This window comes from Mesorhizobium sp. M0761, from assembly GCF_040320205.1.
In the GTDB taxonomy this organism is placed as follows: domain Bacteria; phylum Pseudomonadota; class Alphaproteobacteria; order Rhizobiales; family Rhizobiaceae; genus Mesorhizobium.
Window position 1 is genome coordinate 265,550 of the sequence record NZ_JAMYPF010000003.1, and the last position, 14,706, is coordinate 280,255.

The 14,706-nt window shown below is 64.2% G+C and carries 11 protein-coding genes; 5 read left to right on the forward strand and 6 right to left on the reverse strand.

Annotated features, from left to right (window positions below):
* Window positions 1–12: 12 nt before the first annotated feature.
* Complete coding sequence (locus tag NKI32_RS06600; protein WP_353002313.1) at window positions 13–849, reverse strand: SAM-dependent methyltransferase; 837 nt, start codon at window positions 847–849, stop codon at window positions 13–15.
* A 207-nt stretch (window positions 850–1,056) separates the two neighbouring features.
* Between NKI32_RS06600 and thrS the strand changes: the two genes are divergently transcribed.
* Both thrS and NKI32_RS06610 read left to right on the forward strand, forming a co-directional pair.
* Window positions 1,057–3,030 carry a threonine--tRNA ligase gene (gene thrS / locus NKI32_RS06605; protein WP_353002315.1) on the forward strand — a complete coding sequence of 658 codons (1,974 nt, stop codon included), beginning with the start codon at window positions 1,057–1,059 and terminating at the stop codon, window positions 3,028–3,030.
* An 85-nt stretch (window positions 3,031–3,115) separates the two neighbouring features.
* On the forward strand, window positions 3,116–4,054 hold the full coding sequence (locus NKI32_RS06610) for a lysophospholipid acyltransferase family protein (protein ID WP_352444090.1): 939 nt from the start codon (window positions 3,116–3,118) through the stop codon (window positions 4,052–4,054).
* 40 nt (window positions 4,055–4,094) lie between these two features.
* On the opposite strand, the gene NKI32_RS06615 is transcribed toward NKI32_RS06610, so the two are convergent.
* A complete protein-coding gene (locus NKI32_RS06615; protein ID WP_352444089.1) occupies window positions 4,095–5,057 on the reverse strand; it encodes an RgsD C-terminal domain-containing protein in 963 nt (320 codons plus the stop codon).
* Between the two features lie 165 nt (window positions 5,058–5,222).
* On the opposite strand from NKI32_RS06615, the gene NKI32_RS06620 reads away from it, so the two are divergent.
* Together NKI32_RS06620 and NKI32_RS06625 are read left to right on the forward strand one after the other, a co-directional pair.
* The gene (locus tag NKI32_RS06620) at window positions 5,223–5,807 is read left to right on the forward strand and encodes a nitroreductase family protein (RefSeq protein WP_353002317.1); all 585 of its coding nucleotides are present in this window, start codon (window positions 5,223–5,225) and stop codon (window positions 5,805–5,807) included.
* A gap of 104 nt (window positions 5,808–5,911) precedes the next feature.
* Window positions 5,912–7,813 carry a CASTOR/POLLUX-related putative ion channel gene (locus NKI32_RS06625; RefSeq protein WP_352670377.1) on the forward strand — a complete coding sequence of 634 codons (1,902 nt, stop codon included), beginning with the start codon at window positions 5,912–5,914 and terminating at the stop codon, window positions 7,811–7,813.
* Here the strand turns inward: NKI32_RS06625 and NKI32_RS06630 are convergent.
* Together NKI32_RS06630 and NKI32_RS06635 are read right to left on the reverse strand one after the other, a co-directional pair.
* Entirely contained in the window at window positions 7,810–8,685 is an 876-nt protein-coding gene (locus NKI32_RS06630) for an HpcH/HpaI aldolase/citrate lyase family protein (RefSeq protein ID WP_353002320.1), read from the reverse strand. The two genes, NKI32_RS06625 and NKI32_RS06630, sit on opposite strands and share 4 nt — an antisense overlap.
* Entirely contained in the window at window positions 8,685–9,290 is a 606-nt protein-coding gene (locus NKI32_RS06635; RefSeq protein ID WP_502897915.1) for a MaoC family dehydratase, read from the reverse strand. Before NKI32_RS06635 ends, NKI32_RS06630 begins: the two co-directional genes overlap by 1 nt.
* A gap of 59 nt (window positions 9,291–9,349) precedes the next feature.
* Between NKI32_RS06635 and NKI32_RS06640 the strand changes: the two genes are divergently transcribed.
* Entirely contained in the window at window positions 9,350–10,471 is a 1,122-nt protein-coding gene (locus NKI32_RS06640; protein WP_353002322.1) for a DUF2336 domain-containing protein, read from the forward strand.
* Window positions 10,472–10,475: 4 nt separating this feature from the next.
* Here NKI32_RS06640 and NKI32_RS06645 read toward each other — a convergent pair whose 3' ends face one another.
* Both NKI32_RS06645 and parE read right to left on the reverse strand, forming a co-directional pair.
* Window positions 10,476–12,545, reverse strand: coding sequence for an FUSC family protein (locus NKI32_RS06645; RefSeq protein ID WP_353002324.1), 2,070 nt, complete (start codon window positions 12,543–12,545; stop codon window positions 10,476–10,478).
* Between the two features lie 102 nt (window positions 12,546–12,647).
* Window positions 12,648–14,702 (reverse strand): DNA topoisomerase IV subunit B, encoded by a 2,055-nt coding sequence (parE, locus tag NKI32_RS06650; RefSeq protein WP_023741472.1) that lies wholly within the window; start codon window positions 14,700–14,702, stop codon window positions 12,648–12,650.
* Between the last annotated feature and the right edge of the window lie 4 nt (window positions 14,703–14,706).

The window sequence follows — 14,706 nt, forward strand, 5'->3', positions numbered from 1 at the left end:
CTTGCTTTAGCTTCAAGTGCTCCGGCGGGCACGAAGGATGTGGCCGCCGGAATTCCTTGTCTCCGCCTTTGGCGTCCTGGAGAAGCGGGCGGCGATGTCGCTGCTTTCCAGATCTTCGATCTCATCGAAGCCGAGTTCGCGCAGCGATTGCGCCAGTGCCGCGGGCACGAAGAAGCTGATCCAGGGCTCTCCGGCAGCGGCGACGCGCGCCGCATGGAAAGAGAGGGCAGCCTGTCCAGCCGCATCGCGGTTCTCGGCCGGCTCGCTGTAGTCGAAGACGACCTCCGAACCGGGCATGCCGGCAATCCAAGACAGGGTGCTGAAGGTTGCGTCCTGGCTCAGATACGGAACGACACCCAGCCAGATGAAGAAACTGGGCGCGGTCTGCCGCAAACCGGCCGATGCCAGTTCATCCGCGGGGCGCTGGCGCTCGAAGTTGACCGGCACGAACATGGTGGCCCGCGGTTCGGCAAGACCAGCATCGGCGATGCATTTCCGTTTCCAGGCCTGTGTCGCCGGGTGATCGACTTCGAACACCGCGACATCAGGGTACGGATTGCGCAGCGAGAAAGTGTCGAGGCCGGCGCCGAGCACCACCACTTGCCGGACGCCCCGGCGCACCGCCGCAGCCAGCCAGTCCTCGGCGAGGCGGGCGCGCGCTGCCACGAACAGGCGCATGCGCCGGCTGCGCTCACCTTCCTGCTCGAGCTCCTGCACCGTCGGTGCGGCATCGCCCAGTATCGCACTCGCATATGGGTCGCGAAACAGCGCCGCCTGCTGCGAGAACTGGTGGAGGGCCCGCATGCGCGCGACGCCCAAGGCGGTTCGGCTGGGTTTTGCGTCTTCCATGCCGGGGATTCCAACCTCGTGTCGGGGAAATTCGCAAGCCTGTGCGACTGGCCTGCGACATCTGTCGCGCCATTTCCTGACAGCTGCGCCAACGACGGCTCTTTACCTGATGCCGCGTGGCCTCTAAAACCCGCCCGCTGCCGGATGCCTCCGGCTTCACACCACGACCACCCGCGCTCGTTTGCGGGACTGGATAGGAGATACCCGATGCTGAATTCCGTTTCCCTGACATTTCCCGATGGCTCCGTCCGCGACTATGACGCGGCGATGACCGGTGCGGGCCTCGCCGAATCGATCTCGAAGTCGCTGGCCAAGAAGGCTGTCGCCTATGCCATCGACGGCACCGTTCGCGATCTTTCCGACCCGCTTGGCAAGTCCGGCAAGGTCGAGATCATCACCCGCACCGATCCGCGCGCGCTGGAGTTGATCCGCCACGATGCAGCACACGTGCTGGCGGAGGCCGTGCAGGAACTGTGGCCGGGAACGCAAGTGACCATCGGGCCGGTGATCGAGAACGGATTCTATTACGACTTCGCCCGCAACGAGCCGTTCACGCCGGACGATTTCCCAGTGATCGAAAAGAAGATGCGCGAGATCATCGCGCGCAACAAGCCGTTCACCAAGGAAGTCTGGTCGCGCGACAAGGCCAAAAAGGTCTTTGGCAACAAGGGCGAGCGCTACAAGCTGGAACTGATCGACGCCATTCCCGAAGACCAGGATCTCAAGATCTATTCCCAGGGTGACTGGTTCGACCTCTGCCGCGGCCCGCACATGGCCTCGACCGGCCAGATCGGCAACGCCTTCAAGCTGATGAAGGTGGCCGGCGCCTATTGGCGTGGCGATTCGAACAACCCCATGCTGACCCGCATCTACGGCACGGCCTGGGCCGAGCAAGCTGAACTCGATGCCTACCAGACGATGCTGGAAGAGGCAGAGAAGCGCGACCACCGCAAACTCGGCCGCGAGATGGACCTGTTCCATTTCCAGGAAGAGGGGCCGGGCGTCGTCTTCTGGCACGCCAAGGGCTGGAAGATGTTCCAGAATCTGGTCAACTACATGCGCCGCCGCCTCGACGAGCAGGGCTACCAGGAGGTCAACGCACCGCAGGTTCTCGACAAGAGCCTGTGGGAGACGTCGGGCCACTGGGGCTGGTATCGCGATGCCATGTTCAAGGTGACGGTGGCCGGCGACGACACCGACGACGACCGCGTGTTCGCGCTGAAGCCGATGAATTGTCCGGGCCACGTGCAGATATTCAAGCATGGGTTGAAATCCTATCGCGATCTGCCCGTAAAGCTTGCGGAATTCGGCAATGTGCATCGTTACGAACCGTCCGGCGCCTTGCACGGGCTGATGCGCGTGCGCGGCTTCACGCAGGACGATGCGCACATCTTCTGCACCGAGGAGCAGCTGGCCGCGGAGTGCCTGCGCATCAACGATCTGATCCTGTCGACCTACGCCGATTTCGGCTTCGACGATGTCAGCGTGAAGCTGTCGACGCGGCCGGATAAGCGCGTCGGCACCGACGAGGCCTGGGATCATGCCGAGGCGATCATGGGCAACGTGCTGGATACAATCAGGACGCGCTCGGGAAACCGCATCAAGACCTCGATCAATCCGGGCGAGGGCGCTTTCTATGGGCCGAAATTCGAATATGTGCTGAAGGACGCCATCGGCCGCGAATGGCAGTGCGGCACCACGCAGGTCGACTTCAATCTGCCGGAACGCTTTGGCGCCTTCTACATAGGTTCGGATTCGGAAAAGAAGCAGCCGGTGATGGTGCATCGCGCCATCTGCGGTTCGATGGAACGCTTTCTCGGCATCCTGATCGAGCATTATTCCGGCCATTTCCCGCTGTGGTTCGCGCCGCTGCAGGTGGTTGTGGCCACGATCACCTCGGATGCTGACGATTATGCGCGAAAGGTTGTCGCACAGATGAAGGCGGCAGGACTTTTGGCCGAACCGGATCTGCGCAACGAGAAGATCAACTACAAAGTGCGTGAGCATTCGCTGGCCAAGGTTCCTGTGATCCTCGTCTGCGGCAAGCGCGAGGCGGAGGAGGAGACGGTCAACATCCGCCGGCTCGGCTCGCGCGATCAGGAATCGCTCAAGCTGGCGGAGGCGCTGAAGCTGCTTTCTGACGAGGCTGTTTCGCCCGACCGCAGGCGAAGCGCGGCCTGAGCAAACAATGTTTCGGAGAAATGGCGGTGGAGCGATCCACCGCCATTTTCACATGCCTGTCACGCGAACCTTGTAACGAGCCCCCATGCTCAAGCTGAAGATACGGGAAAGACCGTTTCCCGAACTCTCCTACGCCAATGCGAGCCAACCGGCGCTGACGCGCTGGTTCATCCATTCCATTGAAGGCCTCTCGGGGCGCGACCGGTATGCCGCGCTCTACGATTTCTGGCGCCGCCAGGTGGCGCCGACGGGCGAGCGGGTGTTCAGCCGCATGCTGGAGCTGATCGACGTCAAGGTGCGCAGCACCGATCGGTGGCCGCCGGCGGGGCTGCCGGACACGCCGCTGGTGATCGTCGCCAACCACCCGTTCGGCATTGGCGACGGCATTGCCGTGCTGTCGCTGGTCGAGCAGCTCGGGCGTCCGTTCCGCGTCATGATCCACAAGGATCTGCTGAAGGTCCGCGAAATGGAACCGTACTCGCTGCCGATCGACTTTTCCGAGACCAAGGACGCGGTGAAGAACAACATGGCGGTGCGCCACGAGGCAGTGCGGCTGTTGAAAGAGGGCGTCACCATCGTGGTATTTCCGGCCGGCGGCGTCGCCACCGCGCCGAGAGGCTTTGGCCGGGCGCGAGACCTGCCGTGGAAGATGTTTCCGGCGCGCCTCGTGCAGGACGCCAAGGCGTCGGTGGTGCCGATGCATTTTTCCGGGCAGAACGGCCGGCTGTTCCATCTGGTCAGCGGCCCGATGAACATGGGGGAGCGCGAAGGAAGGCTGGCGAAATTAGTCGGCAAGGCGTCGCTGACGTTGCGCCTTTCAATGCTCATCCGCGAATTCGCGCGGCTGTCCGGCAAAGCGATCGACGTTCGCGTCGGCAACGTACTGCGCTGGGATGAGCTGGAGCCGCTGCGCGACCGCAAGACCTTGCTTGATCGCCTTCATCGCGGCGTCTTCGATCTGGCGCCCGACGCACCGCGCAGCCGCGTCCACTTCCTGCCGCGCCGTATGCGCAAGGCAGCCTGACGAAACGGGTACCACTTCAATAGAGCGGCAAACGCGCCGGTTAGTCGGCGCCTTCCTCGGGATCGATCGCCGAGGCTTCGGTGGCCAGAACCTCGATCTCCTGGTTCTGGCCGGCGACGACGGTGAAATCCTTCTGGTAGATGCGGTCGCGGTTCTTGGCGATGATGGTGTACTGACCTTCGGCCAGCACCATCGAGGCGAAGGCGCCGACGGCTTCCTTGATCGGGTCGCCGGATTCGTTGAGTAGCGACCAGGATGTATCGGCGATCGCTTCGCCGCCGGTCTCGCGCACCAGCTTCATGGTCTCCTCCGCCGCGCGATGCTCGACGGTGGCTTCGGTCAGCTTGCCGGCTTCGACACGGATGTCAGAGCGAATAACGGCATTGACCGCGCCATAGGTGGAGACGACATGATAAACGCCGGCGTTGAGCCGCACGACGCTGTTCGGCTCGACATCGGGGATGATCAGAGCGCGGTCGCCATTGGCCTCGGCGGTGCCCTCATAGATGGAAAAGCGCAGCTTTTTCGGCGGAATGCGCACGCCGCCCGACAGCACCGCGTCGAGCTTGAGGCCGCCGGCATCGAGCACCAGGCTTTCACGCTTGGCGTCCTTGCCGACGGTGATGCGCTTGGTGGCGCCGGCGCGTCCGTATGAGGCGTGGACCAGATAGCTGCCGGGTTCGAGCTGGAACACGGCGCTGCCGCCATGCGCGGAAGCCACCATCGGCAGCTTGCCGTCGCTCGCGGCCTCGGGCTTGAAGACGCGCCAGACGATGCCGCGCGTGATGTCGGCGCCCTTGTCGGTCAACTGCGCCGACAGCGTTATGGCACCGCCGCCACCGAGTGCCAGCGGCGTCTCGCCCTTGGGCGGTGCATAGCTCGAAATATCGGGGAGTTTCAGATTGCCGATGCCGTCGGCATTCTGCGCCATGGCCATCGAGGCCGGCGCAAACAGCGCTACGGCGAGCCAAATCAGGAAAAGGCGCGATGTCCCCTCAAACATGCCTTGCGTTGAAGCCCAAGGCGGTGGCAATTTCAAGGCTTAAGAGTCCGACCGCCTTGGCAACAGGTTCTTTCGTCCGGCGCGCCCGCGCCAATGCCCGAGCCGCCCCGATCCGCAATGGCGCGCTTCAGCTCAAAATCGAGTGCTTTAGGAGACCTGGCCCCCATGGCGTCGCCGATCATCGACTTCCTGCTGACCCGAAACTCCGCACCTATTCCTGAATTGAAGGAACCGGCGCCCAGCGATGCCGATATCGCGACCATGATCGCGGCTGCAAGCCGTGTGCCCGATCACGGCCGACTGGAGCCGTGGCGCTTCATCCTTTATCGCGGCGAGGCGCGCGTCGAGATCGGCAGGAAGCTGGCGGCGCTCGCCGAACAGCGCGAAGGGCCGCTGCCGGAAAACCGCCGCAACCAGGAGCTTGCGCGGTTTTCCCGCGCGCCGCTGGTGATCGGCGTGGTGTCGGTTCCGAAGGACAATCCAAAAATCCCGCAATGGGAAATGTTCCTGTCCGGCGGCATGGCGGCGCTGAACCTGATGATCGCGGCCAACGCGCTGGGCTATGGCACCAACATGATCAGCAACTGGTATTCCGACGTCGCGGAGGGCAGGGCGATCCTGGGGCTGGCGCCGCAGGAGCGCGTCGTCGGCTTCATCCATGTCGGCTCCTACCAGGGCCCGGCGCCGGAACGGCCGCGGCCCGATCCGGCAAAGCTCTATGCCGATTATACTGGGCCGTGGAACGGCTGACACCCGAAAGCGATTCCCCTTTATTTAAACACAGGCTAAGACGGCGGCTTGGCGATGCGTGGGGTTGGCGTATCGATCATAGGATATTGGGGGTCGCCGGCGACATGAAGAAACGAGACTCGCTGGGAACCCGGCTGCGCTACGGGTTTGACAAGAGCATGGCCGCCGGCCCGATCGCGCTGATCGGCTGGCTCGCCCTCGCTTCGCTGCTGATCATCATCGCCGCCGCGGCTTTCCTTGCGGTGACCCGCATCGCGCCGGAGGGCGGCGAACCGCTGAACTTCTTCGAAGCGCTCTGGGAATCGCTGATGCGTACGCTCGATTCCGGCACGATGGGCGGCGACACCGGCTGGGCCTTCCGCCTCGTCATGCTCTTTGTCACGCTTGCCGGCATCTTCGTCGTGTCGGCGCTCATCGGCGTGCTCAGCGCCGGCGTCGACAGCAAGCTCGATGAATTGCGCAAGGGCCGTTCGCGGGTGCTGGAGAGCGACCACACCATTATCCTCAACTGGTCGCCGTCGATCTTCGACGTCATCTCCGAACTCGTCATTGCCAATGCCAGCCGCCGCCATCCGCGCATTGTGGTCATGGCCAATATGGACAAGGTCGCGATGGAGGACGAGATCGCGGCCAAGGTCGACAGGCTGGGCAACACGCGCATCATCTGCCGCAGCGGCGACCCGACCGACCTCTATGACCTCGCCATCGTCAACCCGCAGACTTCGCGCTCGATCATCGTGCTGTCGCCGGACGGCGACGATCCGGATTCGCAGGTGATCAAGACGGTGCTGGCGCTGGCCAACGACCCGAACCGGCGCACCGCGCCCTACAACATCGCCGCCGAAATCCGCGACGGCAAGAACGCCGAGGTCGCCCGCGTCGTCGGCGGGGCCGAGGTGCAGCTCGTGCTGGCCGATCAGCTGATCTCGCGCATCGTCGTGCATTCGAGCCGGCAGTCGGGTCTCAGCGGCGTCTATTCGGAGCTGCTCGATTTCGACGGCTGCGAAATCTACACGACCGAACAACCGGATCTGGTCGGCAAGACCTTCGGCGAGGCGGTGATGGCGTATGAGCATTGCGCGCTGATCGGGCTTTGCGACCAAAAGGGGCGGGTCAATCTCAACCCGTCGTCGGAGCTGGTGATCGGCAAGGACATGCGCGCCATCATCATTGCCGAGGACGATGCCGCCATCAAGCTGGGAGGCGCGGCGGCCAAGATCGATACCGCGGCGATCCTTCGCCATCAGCCTGTCGAGGCGAAGCCCGAGCGCACGCTGATCCTCGGCTGGAACCGCCGCGGTCCGATCATCACCTATGAACTGTCGCGCTATGTCGCGCCCGGCTCGATCCTGACCATCGCCGCCGACACACCCGGCCTCGAGCAGGAAGTTGCCGGACTGCCGGTCGTGGGCGACAATCTGTCGGTGTCCTGCCGCATCACCGACACGTCGAGCAGCACCGAGCTTGCCAGCCTGGACGTGCCTTCCTACGACCACGTGCTCGTGCTGGGCTACAGCGAGACCATGGCGGCGCAGCCCGCCGATACGCGCACGCTGGTGACGCTGCTGCATCTGCGCAAGATTTCAGATGATGCCGGCACGCATATCAGCATCGTCAGCGAGATGATCGATGTGCGCAACCGCGAGCTGGCAGCGGTGACCAAGGCCGATGATTTCGTCGTCAGCAACCGGCTGGTCAGCCTGATGCTGGCGCAGGCGTCGGAGAACCAGTATCTCGCCGCGATCTTCGATGATCTGCTCGACGAAGAGGGCTCCGAAATCTACATGCGCCCGGTCGGCGACTATGTCGCCATCGACCAGCCGGTGACGTTCTGGACGATCGCGGAATCGGCGCGGTTGCGTGGCGAGATCGCCATCGGATACCGGCGCGTCCGCACTGCTGAAGCCGATGAGCGGGCGCTGGGCGGCGTCACCGTCAACCCGTTGAAGTCGGAAGCGCTGGCCTACCTGCCGGAGGACCGGGTCATCGTGCTGGCGCGGGACTAAACCCCGGCCGCCTTGGCCCGGGCCAGAATCCGTTCGGCCAGCCGCAGATGCGGCCGGTCGTACATCTTGCCGTCAATGCCGACCACACCAGGATTTCCTGCCGCCTCGAAGGCAGAGACGATCGCCTGCGAGCGCTCCACCGCCTCGGCCGATGGCGTGAAGGCGGCGTTGATGACCGGCACTTGCGCCGGATGGATCGCCATCTTGCCGGTAAAGCCGTCACGCTCGGCCTCCGTGCATTCGGCTTCGAAGGCGGCCATGTCGCGAAAGGCGGGGAAAACCGTGTCGATCGCCGCGACTTCAGCTGCGCCGGCGGCAAGGATGGTCATGGTGCGGGCAAGGCGGAAGACATCGGTGTAGCGGCCGTTGTCGTCGCGCGCAGCCTGCGCGCCGATCGCCGCCGACAGATCTTCGGCACCCCAGGTGAGGCCGGCAAGCCTGGCGCTTGCCCCGGCATAGGTCGCGGCGGCCAGCAACCCAGCAGCGGTCTCGGTAATGATCGGCAGGATCTTGATCGCGCCATCCGGCAATCCGTTTTCGGCCTCATGTACGCGGAGCTTTACGGATAGCTGCTGGACATCCTGGCCGCTGTTCGACTTCGGCAGCATGATGCCGTCGGGTTTGACCGGAACCAGGGCGGCCAGATCATCGTCGGTCAACCCGGTCGATAGGTCGTTGACTCTGATATAGATGGCGGAGCTTGTCTGCTGCCTGTTGCCGGCAATAAAGCGTGCTGCGATGTCGCGTGCCGACGGCTTGTTTTGTGGCGCCACGGAATCCTCAAGGTCGACGATGACCACGTCGGCGCCGGCGCCAAAACCCTTCTCCAGTTTCTTTTTGGAATCCCCGGGCACAAACAGCAGCGAGCGCATCAGGCCGCCTTTTTCATCATCATCGCCTGGCGCGTGCATTTGGCAACGAGCACATCGTTCTGATTGTAGGCGTGATGCTCGAACTCGACGATGCCGCGGTCCGGCTTGGATTTCGAGTCCCTGACTGAGAGCACCGTCGTTTCGACACGGATGGTGTCGCCGTGGAAGACCGGGTGCGGAAACACCGTCTCCTTCATGCCGAGATTGGCAATTGTGGTGCCGACGGTGATGTCATTGACGGAAATGCCGATCATCAGGCCGAGCGTGAACAGCGAATTGACCAGCGGTCTGCCCCATTCGCTCTTGGCGGCGAAGTCGAAGTCGATGTGCAGCGGCTGTGGGTTCAGCGTCATCACCGAGAACAGCATGTTATCGCTTTCGGTGACGGTCTTGCGCAGCGTGTGCCGAAAGACATGTCCGACGACGAACTCTTCGAGATAAAGCCCGGGCATCGTTTTTCTCCTCCGCTGCCTGACGGTTGATAGGCGCTGCCCATGCCACCCGCAAGTTTTAAGTCTTTGTTTTGATGCATGTCGTTGCCTCGAAACCGGGACCACTTTCGAGCGACATGCATTAACAAACATGGTGAACCGTTCGTAAACCATTTCTGCCTAGGGTCATTCCTGGGGCCGGAAGCTTTCCGGCAAGGGGCGTAGCAGGCAGTATGGTTGTCTCGCATTTTCTCAAATGGATCTACACCGCGAGAGTTTCGGAGCGCGCCGCGGCGGCGAGCGCGCTGGCCCGCGCCTACGTCAATTCCGACCTGCCTTTCGAAGACCGTTGCGCGGCCGAAGCGGCGCTGACGCTGCTGCTCGACGACGCCTCGTCGAAGGTGCGGCTGGCTATGGCCGAAGCGCTGTCGATGAGCCATCACGCGCCGCTGCAGATCATCAGCGCGCTTGCCTCCGATCAGCCGGAAGTGGCAGCCCTGGTGCTGGCGCGCTCCCCGCTGCTGACGGACGCCGACCTGATCGACCGCGTCGCGGCCGGGCACAAGGCGACGCAAAAACTGATCGCCGACCGGCCGGTCGTTTCGATGGCGGTTGCCGCGGCGATCGCCGAGATCGGCGAACCGGAAGCGTGTGCGGCGCTGCTCGCCAATGACGGCGCCGACATAGCCTCGCTCTCCTTCCGCCGCATCGCCGAGCGGCATGGCCATATCGCTCATTTGCGCGAGGCAATGGTCACGGATGTGCGGCTGCCGGCCGACTGCCGGCACATGCTGCTGGTCAAGCTCGGCGAAACGCTGAAGGCTTCGCCGCTGGTGATGGCGCTGATGGGGGCGGCCAGAGCCGAGCGCGTCACGCGCGATGCTTGCGTCAAGGCTTCGGTGCGGCTGGTCGAAGGCACGCGCGCGGAGGAACATGCGGCACTTATCGAACATCTGCGCCTGCGCGGCGACCTGACCGCAAGTTTCATCATCCGTGCCATTGCCCACGGCAAGGTCGACTTTTTCGGCTCGGCCCTGGTTGCGCTCAGCCAGCAGTCGGAGCAGCGGGTGCGGGCCTTGCTCGCAGGCGGCCAGGACGTTGCGTTGCAGGCGCTGTTCCGCGGCGCCGGCCTTGCCGCTTCCACCCATGGCATCATCCTGCGCGCGCTCAAAATCTGGCGCGAAGTCGCCAACGGCAAGCGCCTCGCCGGCGTGCAGGAGGTCAGCTGGCTGATGCTGAAGGACCTCGGCGGTCCGGCCACCGAGGGCGATCTCGCCGGCCTGGTCAAGTCGATCCATCTCGACGCGCTGCGGGAAAACGCGCGCGGGCATGCGCTGGCGATAGCCGCGGCCTGACGCCCTAAACTCGGTCCTTGGCGAAGAAATCCGGGAAATCCTCGATCGCGGCGGCGATGATGCGCAGCGAGGCTGCGATCTGCAGCATATCCGCACCGCCGCTGCGCTCTGAAAGGCTGGCTGCATATTGCCGGGCCACAGTGACAGTTGCTGTCTGCGGATCGCCGGGTGCGCGAAAGAGCAGTTCACGCGCCAGGCCGCGCAGGAAATTGGCAATCGAGAGCGCGGTGTCGGAAGGAGTGGACGGGCTCTGCTGCGCGGCGCGCAGGCGCAGGATTTCGAGGCCGACGGCAACGGCGGCGACCCCGCCGCCCAAGATCGCATCGCCCTTCCTGCCGGCATTTTGCAAGAGCGGCATCAGCTGGTTGATGCGGTCATAGGCCAGACTCTCGAAGGCCGAACGCCGCGGTACCCGCTCGTGCAGACACAGCCGCGCCAGATCCTCGCGCATGGCGCGCACGATGCGGTTGGCCGCGCGCCATGGATCCACCGGCAGCACCACGATGAAGACGCCGATGGCCAGCAGGATGCCGACCAGCACCGACGCCGAGCCGGCGAAGAACGGGCCTGGGGCATAGGTCATCGCCTGATGCGGGCTGAGGAAGGCGAGGAAATTGATTGCAAACGCCGTCGCCACGCCGACGGTGCGTGGATTGGCCATGCCCAGCGCCGTCGGTACCAGGATCGGCACGACAAACAGCGTGAACCAGCCGAAGCCGGGCAGGGCAGGCAGCGCGACCTGGCCGACAAGGAAGGCAAAGGGCAAAGCCAGCAGCGTTCCCTTGAAGAAGCCCCAGGACACCCGCACCGGGTCAGGCCGCGCGGCGAAAAGACTGGAGACGACGGCAACGAGGATGACGGTGCCGGCCGCATCGGACCATTTCGTCGTCAGCCAGAAGGCGGCGACCGCCAACGTGGCAAGGCCGGCGCGTATGGCATTGCGCGAAGCCCCGGGATAATCGCGGTGCACCACCAGCGCAGGCGGCTGCCTGTTGCTCCGGCTGGGGCCCGTCACCGGTGCGCGCAGGGCGTCGACGCCGCGCAGCACCTGCTTGAAGGCTTCGGCGAAATCGGCGGCGATGGTGAGGCGGGTTATGGTGCCGACCCTGTCGTCGCCCTGATCGGTCGAGGCGTCGGGCATTTGCCGGGCCTTGCCGGCAATCGCGTCGAGCCGCGTCACCCAGGGCGACGTGTCGTCCAGCGCCTCGGGCTTCGCTGCCAGCTCGCTGACCAACGACTGCAGTTCGGAGCGTACCGGAATGAGCGCTGCGTTTTTCGGCGCGGCATGCGAATGCAGCGCGCGTGCCGCCGACAGCGCCGACAGAAGCTGACCGATGGTGAGGCGGACCGGATGGGCGCGGGTGGCGAAGCTCGGTGCTTCGAGCCGGGCATAGGTGCGCATCTCGGCCAGCATCTGGGCGTCGCTGATCAGCTTGCGGTGCAGGCCGGCCAGCGTCGCCGGGTCGCCGCCGGAAAAAGCGCCGCCTGCATAGGTTGCGAGGTCGAGGATGCTGCGCTTCAACCTGGAGATGATGGCATCAGCGGCCAGCTTGGGCAGGATCAGCCGGCTGGTCAGGCCGGCGCAGACGATGCCGAGCACGATCTCGGCGCAGCGCGCGACAGCGAGATCGACGACCACGTGCGGCTGGCCGAAAGCCGGCAGCCCAATGATCATCGCGGTATAGCCGGCAAGTGCGGCGCCATAGGCTTCCGGATTGCGCAGCAGCGACGAAACCAGCGTGCACAGCCCAATCCAGACGGATAGCGCCGTGACCAGCAGCCAGGGATTGGTGCCGAAAACCGAGGTGATGCCGATCGCCGCAAGTCCACCGGCCAGCGTGCCGAGCAGCCGGTAAAAACCTTTCGCCAGCACCATGCCGGCGACCGGCTGGGCGACGATGAAGACCGTCATCATCGCCCATTGCGGGTGGTCGAGTTTCAACGCGTAAGCAGCGAGAAGCGCGATCAGACCGGCCGAAACCGTGCGCAGGGCGAAAATCCAATCCGAGCGCGTCGGCTGCGTCAGGCCCGCCAAACTGGTTTCGAAGTCGCTCTTCAGCCGCACCCGGATCACAAGCTGGTCTCCGTATCGGAAGTGCAGGCTAGAGCAATTCCAGGAAAAGTTTGAAACGGTTTTCCGCCCGGAACTGCGTCAAAACGAAGAGTCGGCCGGCGCTCAGATATCCAGCACTTCCGTCGCGGCGAATTCGGCGCGTTCCTGGATGAAGCGGAAGCGGGCTTCCGGCTTGGTGCCCATCAGCGCGTCGACAGCATCCTTGGTCGCCGCCACGGCGTCGATGACATCGACCCTGAGCAGCGTGCGCTTCCTCGGGTCCATGGTGGTTTCCTTGAGCTGCGCGGCCATCATCTCGCCCAGGCCCTTGAAGCGGCCGATCTCGACCTTGGCGCGGCCGGTGAATTCGGTGCGCAACAGCTCGTCCTTGTGCGCATCGTCCCTGGCATAGGCAACCTTGCCGCCTTGCCGGATCGAATAGAGCGGCGGCACCGCCAGATAGAGATGGCCGCCATTCACCAGGTTCGGCATTTCCTGGTAGAAGAAGGTGATCAGCAGCGAGGCTATGTGAGCGCCGTCGACGTCGGCGTCGGTCATGATGATCACGCGGTCGTAGCGCAAATCCTCGTCGCGGTATTTCGAGCGCGTGCCGCAACCGAGCGCCTGGATCAGGTCCGAAATCTGCTGGTTGGCGGCGAGCTTGTCATTGCCGGCGCTGGCGACGTTGAGGATTTTGCCGCGCAGCGGCAGCACCGCCTGGCTGGCGCGATCGCGCGCCTGCTTGGCCGAGCCGCCGGCCGAGTCGCCTTCGACGATGAACAGTTCCGCACCCGCGGCGGCGTTCTGCGTGCAGTCGGCGAGCTTGCCGGGAAGGCGCAGCTTGCGCACCGCGCTCTTGCGCGACACTTCCTTTTCCTGGCGCCGGCGCACCCGCTCGTCGGCGCGCGCAATCACCCATTCCAGCAGCTTGGAGGCTTCCTGCGGATTGTCGGCCAGCCAGTGGTCGAAGGGATCGCGGATGGCGGTCTCGACAATGCGAATGGCTTCGATCGTTGCCAGCCTGTCCTTGGTCTGGCCGACGAATTCCGGCTCGCGGATGAAAACCGACAGCATGCCGGCCGCCGAGATCATAACGTCTTCGGAGGTGACGATCGAGGCGCGCTTGTTGCCGACCAGGTCGGCATAGGCGCGAAGCCCGCGCGTTAGTACATTGCGAAAGCCGGCCTCATGCGTGCCGCCTTCGCCGGTCGGGATGGTGTTGCAGTAGGAGTTGACGAAGCCGTCGCCGCCGAACCAGGTCACCGCCCATTCCAGCGAGCCGTGGCCGCCCTGTTTTTCGCTCTTGCCGGCGAAGATTTCGCGGGTCACCTGGAAATCATCGCCGAGCGATGCCTTGAGATAGTCCTTCAAGCCGCCGGGGAAATGGAACTCCGCCTTGGCCGGCGTCTGGTCCTTTTCCTTGATCAGCGATAGGTCGCAGCTCCAGCGGATCTCGACGCCGCCGAACAGATAGGCTTTCGAGCGGGTCATGCGATAGAGCCGCGCCGGCTCGAAGGCGGCGCCCTTGCCGAAAATCTGCTCGTCGGGATGGAAGCGGATTTTGGTGCCGCGCCGGTTGTGCACTTCGCCGAGCTGCTCCAGCCCGCTCACCGGAACGCCGCGCGAGAACCTTTGGCGGTAAAGCTGGCGACCGCGCGCGACTTCGACTTCGAGATGGTCCGACAGCGCATTGACGACCGAGACGCCGACACCGTGCAGACCGCCGGAGGTCTCATAGACCTTGCTATCGAACTTGCCGCCCGAATGCAGCGTCGTCATGATGACTTCGAGCGCCGGCTTCTTGAATTTCGGATGCGGATCGACCGGGATGCCGCGGCCATTGTCGGTAACGGTCAGAAACCCGTCGGCCGACAGCTCAACATCGATGAAGGTGGCATGGCCGGCGACCGCCTCGTCCATCGAATTGTCGATGACCTCGGCAAACAGATGGTGCATCGCCTTGTCGTCGGTGCCGCCAATATACATGCCGGGACGGCGCCGCACCGGCTCCAGCCCCTCCAGCACCTCGATGTCGGCGGCGCTATAGCCCTCGCTGCCGTCCTTGGTCGCGGCAGGACGCTTCGTGGCCTGCACCAGCGGGTCGGCCGGGCGCGAAGGTGTCCGAGCCGGTTGCGGCTGCTTTTCCAGATTGCCGAAAAGATCGTTGTTGTCGTCCATGCCT

Coding starts and splice junctions, on each gene's coding strand:
- NKI32_RS06615 (WP_352444089.1), bottom strand. CDS start 5,057: ATGTTTGAGGGGACATCGCGCCTTTTCCTGATTTGGCTCGCCGTAGCG.
- NKI32_RS06625 (WP_352670377.1), top strand. CDS start 5,912: ATGAAGAAACGAGACTCGCTGGGAACCCGGCTGCGCTACGGGTTTGAC.
- NKI32_RS06600 (WP_353002313.1), bottom strand. CDS start 849: ATGGAAGACGCAAAACCCAGCCGAACCGCCTTGGGCGTCGCGCGCATG.
- NKI32_RS06630 (WP_353002320.1), bottom strand. CDS start 8,685: ATGCGCTCGCTGCTGTTTGTGCCCGGGGATTCCAAAAAGAAACTGGAG.
- NKI32_RS06610 (WP_352444090.1), top strand. CDS start 3,116: ATGCTCAAGCTGAAGATACGGGAAAGACCGTTTCCCGAACTCTCCTAC.
- NKI32_RS06635 (WP_502897915.1), bottom strand. CDS start 9,290: ATGGTTTACGAACGGTTCACCATGTTTGTTAATGCATGTCGCTCGAAA.
- NKI32_RS06620 (WP_353002317.1), top strand. CDS start 5,223: ATGGCGTCGCCGATCATCGACTTCCTGCTGACCCGAAACTCCGCACCT.
- thrS (WP_353002315.1), top strand. CDS start 1,057: ATGCTGAATTCCGTTTCCCTGACATTTCCCGATGGCTCCGTCCGCGAC.
- parE (WP_023741472.1), bottom strand. CDS start 14,702: ATGGACGACAACAACGATCTTTTCGGCAATCTGGAAAAGCAGCCGCAA.
- NKI32_RS06640 (WP_353002322.1), top strand. CDS start 9,350: ATGGTTGTCTCGCATTTTCTCAAATGGATCTACACCGCGAGAGTTTCG.